This window comes from Vibrio sp. V39_P1S14PM300 (genome assembly GCF_009904765.1).
GTDB classification, from domain to species: Bacteria; Pseudomonadota; Gammaproteobacteria; order Enterobacterales; family Vibrionaceae; genus Vibrio; species Vibrio proteolyticus.
Genome location: NZ_WXWP01000196.1, coordinates 1 through 9,780 on the forward strand (window position 1 = coordinate 1; position 9,780 = coordinate 9,780).

General features: G+C 49.6%; 5 protein-coding genes. 4 read left to right on the plus strand and 1 reads right to left on the minus strand.

What is annotated here, in order from left to right:
- On the minus strand, positions 1-194 hold a 194-nt coding region (locus CAG65_RS22240; protein WP_237668795.1), incomplete at its 3' end, for a hypothetical protein.
- Between the two features lie 352 nt (positions 195-546).
- Here CAG65_RS22240 and CAG65_RS10125 point away from each other — a divergent pair.
- The 4 genes from CAG65_RS10125 to pulA all read left to right on the plus strand — a co-directional run.
- Positions 547-2,166, plus strand: coding sequence for an ATP-binding protein (locus CAG65_RS10125; RefSeq protein WP_161453546.1), 1,620 nt, complete (start codon positions 547-549; stop codon positions 2,164-2,166).
- Positions 2,163-2,849: a response regulator gene (locus CAG65_RS10130; RefSeq protein WP_161453547.1), complete on the plus strand. Its 687-nt coding sequence runs from the start codon at positions 2,163-2,165 to the stop codon at positions 2,847-2,849. The genes CAG65_RS10125 and CAG65_RS10130 overlap by 4 nt, the downstream gene beginning before the upstream one ends.
- Positions 2,850-2,931: 82 nt before the next feature.
- Positions 2,932-3,597, plus strand: a complete 666-nt coding sequence (locus CAG65_RS10135) for a DUF2726 domain-containing protein (protein WP_161453548.1) — start codon at positions 2,932-2,934, stop codon at positions 3,595-3,597.
- A 385-nt stretch (positions 3,598-3,982) separates the two neighbouring features.
- A partial coding sequence (gene pulA / locus CAG65_RS10140) for a pullulanase-type alpha-1,6-glucosidase (protein ID WP_161453549.1) occupies positions 3,983-9,780 on the plus strand: 5,798 nt, incomplete at its 3' end.

Sequence of the window (9,780 nt, forward strand, 5' to 3'; positions counted from 1 at the left end):
CGCCAGATGAGGCTCTTGGAATCCTGCATCGTATTGAGGACTTCCTGCCCGGACATTTGCGGATAAGATTTCATTACCCGCACATCGTCACTTCGCTCGTCTGATTGGTAAGCCCGCACATGAGTAAAAGTGGCGCCTAGATTATTATTTAGCATGGATTTGGAAAGGCAAATCCCAAAAACATCCCGTCTCATTTTCTATCCCTCTGACCTCGTTATTGCCCCGCGACGACAGCTGATTATGTTGTAATTGCCGCGCTGAACATTCGCATCCTTATGTGGCCGCTGCATAATAATTATACAATTCGTACAGCGCCTTCGCTGATTATATCGACTAAAATTGATGTGACTCAATTCACATATTCAACTTGATTAATATTTAGCTATTTTCACCTTTTTGGAAGTACTGATAGTAAGTGACTAATTTACATACAGAACTCCATTCTGTCGGCCTTTTTCCTTACTCATCCTCACAGATATTGGCTGACAGCTTAGAGCCTCACAAGATTCAGTGGTAACTTAGCGCCAGATAACTAAGGATAGTGGTATGAAATGGAGTCAAGTCAGCTTTCGTAAGCGAATGCTGATCATCATGACCTTATCAGGGCTGATAGAACTGCTGTTGCTCGTCGCAGCAGGGTTCATTTACGTTAAACATGCCCAAGAGGAAGAAATGGGGCAGAAAGCCTTGGGTGTCGCTGCATTTCTGGCTCGCTCTCCCTATGTGATCAATATGGTCGAGAATCGTGAAATCGTTGAACATCAGCAGCGTTTTCGCGAACTGACGGATTTGATTGGAGCGGCGTTCATTGTGATTGGAGATGCCCAAGGCGTGCGTCTTGTGCACCCGATAGATCAGCGTATCGGACTACCAATGCGTGGTGGTGATAATGACGGCGCTTTGATTGAGGGCCGCGCCTACGTATCGACGGCAAAAGGATCCCTTGGTGTTTCAGTGCGTGGAAAATCTGCGATCTTCAATGCCAATGGCGACATCATTGGTGTGGTGTCGGTCGGCTATCTTATTGAACGTTTGCAAGATAGAGTCGAACCGTTCCTGACATTTCTCATCCTCATGGCACTTGGTGTGGTTGGCGCGAATGCGATCGTTTCCAGCTACGCATCACGCCGCTTTCAAAAAGCCATTTTAGGGTTTGAGCCTGAGGAGATCGGCCGCTTGTACGTTGAACTCGATGTCACCATGAGTACGCTCAAAGAAGGCATTTTGAGTATTGATGGTGCTGGTAAACTGCGCTCAATCAATCGCAGTGCGTGCGATATTCTCGGCATCGACAAAGACACAGCGCTGAATCAGCCACTTTCGAAAGTGCTGCCGGAAAGTGACTTACACACCGTTCTTCAGACAGGCAAAACCGATCATGATATTAATCTGTATCTCAATGGTCAGCGACTGATTGCGAACCGTAGCCCGATTATTGTTGAGGGCAAGGTGGTTGGCGCGGTATCTAGTTTCCGGCTCAGAGATGAAATTAATGAATTAACCGAACAACTTTCCCAAACCAAAGCGTATGCCGAACTGCTGCGCTCCCAAACTCATGAGCACCGCAACAAACTCAATACCATCAGTGGGCTGGTACAAATGGGCGAGTTGGAAGCGGTACAACATCTGATCGGTCAGGAGACGGCACACTATCAGAGTCTGATCGAATTTTTACGCGAAACCGTTCGAGACCCGTTGATTGCTGGTATGTTACTGGGCAAGTCGGAGCGGGCGCGCGAGCTCGGGTTGGAACTGGTTGTGGAGGAAGGTTCAAGGCTAAATGGTTTACCTGAGCGCATCAACGCAGAGGATGTAGTGACGATTCTGGGTAATCTGATCGACAACGCGTTTGATGCCACGATGAGTGCAATAAAAGCGGAGTACCACATTGCCCGGGAACGGCGCCAAATTGAAGTGTCAATCAGTGACTTTGGCCATGAGATCATTCTGGAAGTCGATGACCAGGGATGTGGACTGCCTGACGGCATTGCACCAGATGCACTGACCGAGCGGGGAGTATCGAGCAAAGATAACCATACCCGCGGCGTGGGGTTGTATTTGGTTAATCAGTTAGCTCAGCGTTACCACGGAGAGTTGGTAATTAATGGACATAAAGAATTTGGAACGAGGATGACGGTGTATTTGCCCAAGGAAGATCAATTATGAGTACGTTAACCCGAGTCATGATCATAGAAGACGATATCGCTATCGCTCAATTGCACCATCGCTATCTGGAGCAGATGGGCGGTTTTGACGTCGTCGGGATAGCGACAACTCAGGCAGAAGCTGAAATGCAGCTTGAGCTGCTTAAACCCCAGCTGGTCTTGCTGGATGTGTATCTGCCAGACGGAACCGGACTCAATATTCTTAATCAGTTACGGGGTGAAAATCTGGGATGCGATGTCATTCTTATCACCGCTGCCCGTGACGTGGAAACACTCCAGACGGCGATGCGTGGTGGTGTGGTGGATTATCTACTTAAACCGGTCATGTTTCCTCGCTTAGAGGCGGCATTGAAAAAATATCAGTCACGTCAACAGGAGCTGGGGAGTGTGGATGATCTCAATCAAAGCCTGGTTGACAAAATGCTTCAGGCCAATGTCGGGAGTGATAAACCTTCCGGACGTCTGCCCAAGGGGATTGACAGTGTGACGCTGGATAAAATCCGTGCGCTGTTTACCTCACCAGTCAGTCTGACTGCGGATGAGGCTGGGGAAAAAATAGGCGCCAGTCGAACGACTGCCAGACGTTATCTGGAGTTTCTGATCACGGTAGGGGAACTGGAAGCGGATTTAAATTATGGAACGGTTGGACGCCCTGAACGGCGATATGTCAAGGTGTCCCGTTAGTTCCTGGCAGGTTCTGCTTGCGTAAGTATAAGAAACGCATAAGAATTACAACTTAGCGGGGTAAACGGGTAATGAGTGGTTAATGGTAAATATTTTCTTTCTTGTCGTTATTTTAGTGATCTTCTTTTTTGTGGTGCAGAAAAAACTGCTCAGGCAAGAGAGCATTAAAGATTCCAGTTATAAGAAGAAAGGACCACTGTTAAATTTACAGGAGGGGGCTTTCTTCAATGCGCTGAAAACCGCTGTTGGTGAGCATGGTGTGGTTATGACAAAAGTGAATATGGCCAATGTGCTCGCCCCTGTCGCAACCAACAAAAAACAGTGGTTTATCGCGAACGGTCGGATCGCGAAAAGTTATTTTGACTACATTGTCTGTGATCCAAGAACGCTGGAAGTGCGCGTCGTGATTGAGCTGGATAACGGAAAACCGCTCGATAAAGGAAAAGCCGAGCGGCAGAAACTGCTGATGCACGTGTGCAAATCGGCAGGTATTCCATTAATTGGTACGTCCATCAAGCACAGCTATCAGGTCGGACGTCTGCGCCGTTTGCTGGCTGCACATATTGATTTAATTGAGCCAGACAAAGAGATACGATTTTGTAAGAAATGCGGCAGTCCTATGGTGATAAAAACCGCCAGCCAGGGAGAGTTTCGAGGTCGCCGGTTTTTTACCTGCAGTCGGCAGCCACAGTGCAGTTATACCGAAAACTATAATGTGGTCTTTGAAGACGATGAGTTACCTGAATAACCCGAACGCCCTCTGTTGAGGGCGTTTATGTATTTGTCTTTTCTAATGTTCAATGGGCTGAAGATCAAATTTATGCGCATTGAGTAAAATGTAGTTTTTCTACAGTTTAAGCCCTCTTTCAATCTACAAATTGCCTAGTAACTCACTGTTTATCAGGCAGTGAGAAAAATTCCTACGAGTCCAGCGCTTCATTTTGTGACTTCTCTTCTATCTTAGTTTTCTCCTCCCACCACTCTACGCCCTGAATCCTCTACTGATGGGGTGAGGTAATAAAATAGCTGAAATAGATAAGGTTAACTTGTGGTGATGTTTGCTTATTGCTTCCACATCGGGAAGGACCCAGGTAAGGGGTCCCCCAATTACGTGAACAAACATGGATATAACAATGAACATCAAGTTAACGAGAATGACTTTGGCTTTTGCATCGCTTGGAATGCTGGCAGGGTGCAACGACCAGCTGGATCTCCGGGTGATGGATGGCTATTTGAGTGACGCCGCTGTCTGGCTGGATGTTGACGGCAACTTTCAACCCAATGGTTCGGAGCCGCAAGCCCGCACGGACGATCAGGGATGGGCGAGTTTGGATGCCTCTGGTGTCAGTCGCCAGCAGCGCAGCAGCTTGATTGCCGCGCAAGTTGAGCGTGGACAAACCGTCGACCAGGATATCCCGGGCGTGGCAGCAACACGTGATTATCTGTTACTGGCGCCGGCTGACTATGCGCACGTCAGCCCTCTGACAACCTACATCAGCCTAAAGATGTCTCAGGGCGTCAGCGAAAAACGTGCGATCGCTATGCTGCGCAGGCAACTGCGACAGCCGGATTTAATCCCGGACAGCGACTATGTCGCTAACGAAAATCTATTGGCAGCAAGAGCGGCAAAGGCACTCGCGCAGTTAATGCCGGAAACCCTGAGCGATACAGAGGTAAAGCCGCTGAGTAAAACGTTGGAACAAGCGGCCAAAGTGCTGGGTAAAGAACTGAGAAAAGGCGACAGTGATTTACGCTATAAAACCTTGATGTTGGATTCACGTGGTAAGCCAGTTGTGGTGAGCGACAGTGATGAGGATGGTGTGGCAGATACCCTGGATCTGTTTCCGAATGACAAACTCGAGTCTGCGGATGCGGATCTAGACGGAATTGGTGACCATGCGGATCAGGATGACGACAACGATGGTTTCAATGATGAAGTTGAACGTCAGGTGGGGACTGATCCGTATGATGCGATCAGTCAACCCGCTGATCTCGATGGCGATAAAATTCCGGACTCGCTGGATGCGGACATAGATGGGGACGGATGGTCGAATGAGGACGAAATACGCTTAGACAGCAATCCGTACGATAGCGTCAGCCAACCTGCGGACTACGATGGCGACAAGGTTGCAGATGTCGAAGACAGCGATATCGACGGTGATGGCGTGGCAAACAGCGCAGATGCATTTCCGAAAAACCGTTTCGAAAGCCTTGATACCAATGGTGATGGGTTGAGCGATTTTGCCTCCAGTGATGACGATGGCGACGGTATTCCAGACAGCGTTGATACTAACCCAAAAAGCCCAGACCACAGCACCACTGAACCGACACCTGTGTATCAACAGGCGGTGATCTACTACAAGCGCGACGACGGCAACTATGAAGGCTGGGGTCTGCATTTGTGGAATAACGCGACCTGTGATGCGATCAGCGAAGATGCCCTGAGTGGTGTCGAGTGGGGCAGTCCTTACACGTGGAGCGAGATTGACCCTGAATTTGGCGCCAAATTCACCGTGCCACTGAAAGGTGAACACGGCGCGTGCATGAATTTCATTGTGCATAAAGGCGACGATAAAGCGCTCGGAGGCGATGATCTACAAATAGAGTTTGCCAAAGGCAACACGCTGTACACATCTCATGGCAGTACCACATTGAAGTACTCGCCGGATGAACAGAACACCGTTGCCTTGTCTGGGGCTGCGGCGCATTGGCTGGATGTCACTTCCATTGCCTGGTTCGATCACAGTGAAGCGGCTCGTTACCAGATATGGAGCAGAGAGGCTGGCAACGGTGATATTGCTCAGCCACAACAATTTGAAAAATATGATCTGTCTTTGGCTGGTACAACAGACAACCCGGAATTTCCCCACTTGCGTGGACGCACTGAGTTCATGCTTGACGTGGATGAAAGCACAGCCAAAGCCTTGCTGAAGACACAACTGATCGCCGTGGCACTGGATAATGAAGGTCAACTCTTAGTGGCGACGCAGGTTCAGATTCCTGGTATCACGGATACACTGTATACCGCCGGACCAGATGATGCAGATGAGGCTCGACTGGGCAGCTGGATCGAGGGTGACTCGGCGCAATTTGCCTTGTGGGCTCCAACAGCACAAGACGTCGAATTGTATCTGTATGATCAGGATAAAGCGCTGATCCCTTCGTCACCATTGTCCATGAAGCTCGATCCAAAAACAGGTATCTGGCGTTATCAGAGCGGTGCAGAGTTGGACAATGTGTTCTACCGCTATCGAGTGAAAGCTTACCATCCGAAAACCAGTCAGGTTGAATGGATGATGACGACGGATCCATACTCGCTGTCACTGAGCACATCCAGTCTTCATTCACAACTTGTCGATTTGAACTCGCCCCTTTCTAAGCCCGCAGGTTGGGATAGCCAGACCATTCCGGTGTTGGATAACCCAGAAGACAACATCATTTATGAACTGCATATTCGTGACTTCAGCGTCAGTGATACTAAAGGAACCGAAGAGCGAAATGGTAAATATCTGGCATTTCTGGAAGATGATCGTGACAGTGTCACTCATCTAGATGCGCTGAAACAAGCCGGATTGACCACCATTCACCTGCTGCCAAGTTATGACTTGGCTTCAATCAACGAGAACGAAGACAAGCGGGTTGACCTCAACGACACCGTTGCCAAATTGTGTGACGTGAGTCCGGGTGCCAGTTTGTGTCAGGATAACACTCCGCGCAGTGCGACGATTCTGTCGTTGTTAGAACAGACCGATCCCAATTCGGGAGAGGCTCAGGCCTTGTTGGCGGACATTCGCTCGCTAGACAGTTTTAACTGGGGTTACGACCCATTCCATTACAGCGCACCAGAAGGTAGTTATGCAGTTGAAAGCGACGGCATATCTCGGATTCGTGAGTACCGGCAGATGGTGCAAAAACTGCACACCATGGGATTCCGTGTCGTACAGGATGTGGTGTACAACCATACCTATTCATCCGGTTTGTACGATAAGTCTGTACTGGATAAGACTGTTCCCGGTTACTACCATCGCCTGAACCCTGTTACGGGAGCCGTCGAAAACTCCACGTGCTGTGACAATACGGCGTCCGAAAACCGGATGTTTGAAAAGCTGGTGGCAGACAGCGTTATGATGTGGGCCCAGGACTACAAAATTGACGGGTTCCGCTTCGATCTGATGGGACATCTGATGAAGTCCAGCATGCTGCACATCTATGAGCAGACTCAAAAAGTCGATCAGGATACTTGGTTCTATGGTGAAGGATGGAACTTTGGTGAAGTGGCCAATGGCCAGCGCGGTGAAAACGCGACTCAATGGCCGATGGCAGGGACGGGAATCGGGACGTATAACGATCGCCTGCGTGACGGTGTGCGTGGTGGCGGACCGTTTGATAGTGGTGACGCGTTATTGCAAAACCCAGGTTTTGCTAATGCCGGAGACCGTTTCTCAGAAGAGTTGCAATCACGTATGGATCTGATTCGCTATGGTATGACGGGGAATTTGCAGAACTATCCGCTGCAAACTCATAGCGGGGCAACAGTCTATGGCCGCGATTACTTATATGGCGATCAAGGCGCGGCGTACACACTCGACCCTCAAGAGTCGATCAACTACGTGTCTAAACATGACAACCAAACCTTATGGGACTTCAATCAGTACAAAGCGCAAGCTGATATTTCTCCGGCGGACAGAGCGCGAATGCAAATCGTTGGTCTGTCGACGGTTATGTTAGGGCAAGGTGTACCATTCCTGCATATGGGCTCCGAGCTATTGCGTTCTAAATCGATGGAAAGGGACAGCTACGACAGCGGTGACTGGTACAACAAAGTCGATTTCAGTATGCAAACGAACAACTGGAACGTTGGTCTGCCAAGAGCCGATAAAGATCAGGCGAACTGGAGTGCGATTCAATCCATCATCAGCAATCCGAATACCGTGGCCACATCAGACGATATTCGCTGGACAGACGATGCATTTAAAGCACTGCTCAAAGTGCGTTCATCGACGCCTTTGCTGAGACTGGTTTCCGAGCAGGAAGTATTGGAAAGGGTACGTTTCCATAATACAGGTCCTGATGCGCAACCAGGTATGATCGTGATGTCAGTCAACGATGGTATTAACGCCGGGGCGGATCTCGATCCGAGTTACGATGCAATCGTGGTAGCCATCAATGCCAACACGTCTGCGCAAAGCCTTCGTATCGATGGGGCAAATAGCTTTGTGTTGCATCCGGCACTCACTTCATCGGCCGATCCACGCGTTAAACAATCAACGTTTACAGATCAGACGTTCTCGATCCCACCACTAACGGCGGCGGTATTTGTTCTACCCCAGATTGGTGAGCAAGGTGAAGGGTTAGTGACAGAGGCGACTCCGGTCGATGTTGCGCCGTATGGCAACACCAAAGTGTACGTGCGAGGCTCGATGAATGACTGGAACACCGAAAATGAGATGACTTATCAGGGCGACGGACTTTATGCTTTTGACGGTTACCTGACCCCAGGTTCGTATGAGTTTAAAGTTGCCTCTGATGATTGGAGCAATGTGAATCTCGGATACGGTTCTGTCGTTACGGGTTCAGGTTCGATCACTCTGGAAGATGCAGGTAACGGCAACATCAAAGTCACCGTGACGGATCAGGGAGTCTACCAGTTTACGTTGGATGCGTCGCAACAAGACCAACTCAAACTCGCAGTGCTCAACCAAGATTTGGATTACGCCTGTTATCAGGACGACAATCCGGCGTGCGATCTGAGAATCTATCAGGTCATGATGGAGTCGTTTGTCGATGGAGATGCCAGCGCAGATTACGGTGTGGGGTATGGGACGTCTCATCACAAAGGTGATTTGCAGGGCGTCATCGATAGCCTGGATTACATTGCCAGCCTGAACGTCAATGCAATCTGGCTGACCCCGGTATTTGACTCCTGCGCGGGAGAGGGCGTGGACAACAAACTCGACGCTACGGGCTATTTTGCGTGTGACTATTTTAATGTTGATCCGAACTTTGGCAGCAATGCCAAACTGAAAGAGTTGATTGATAAGGCACATCAAAAGGGACTGTATGTCTTCCTGGATGGCGTATTTGGTCACACCCACGTGAATGGCGTTAAACCCTCACCAAGTGGCAAGTTACCTTCTTTACGCAGTGAAGCCGGATATCCCGGGATGTACGTCAATTACCCCAATGAAACCAGCGAAGCGTTCTTTACCGAAGTCGCGACCTATTGGGTGAAGGAGTTTGGCATTGATGGATGGCGTCTTGATCAGGCGTATCAGGTACCTTTACAGACCTGGGCCCGAATTCGCGTTGCAGTTGAACAAGCCTCGGCAGAGAATCAACAGGCTGGACTTGATTGGGGAACGTTAGGTTACATGGTCGGTGAAGTGTGGAAAGGTGCGGACGAAATTTCTCGTACGACGTACGGCACCGATGAGGAGCCGGGGTTATCATCGGCATTTAACTTCCCGCTGCGTTATGGTCTGGTCCTGGCTTTAGCGGTGGAAGAGTCGGGGGCCCGCGGCAACGCACGTGCACTGGATGCCGATTGGAATAAGCGCGCGAAATCTCCGTATCACGCGATGCCGAATCTGATGTTGGGCAATCACGATCTGGTGCGTTTCGGGGATTTGATTCAACGAGGTGGGTTGGGAGACGATCAACTGCGTCATCAGGCGGCGTTCAGTTTCTTGGCGGCGTATTCTGGCCCTATCACATTCTATTATGGTGAGGAAATTGGTGACGAGGTTGCGGATTTCGCGGCGAAAGTGACCTCAGATTGCGCAGCGCTAGGTGTATGTGATGACCATGTCGCACGCTCAAGCGCAAAAATTGAAGGGGTGACCGCAGCTTTAACACCTGAGCAACTGACGCTGAAAAACTATCTGGCTCAACTGATGCAGGTTCGCAGTGAGCATCCTGCGTTGTATAAGGG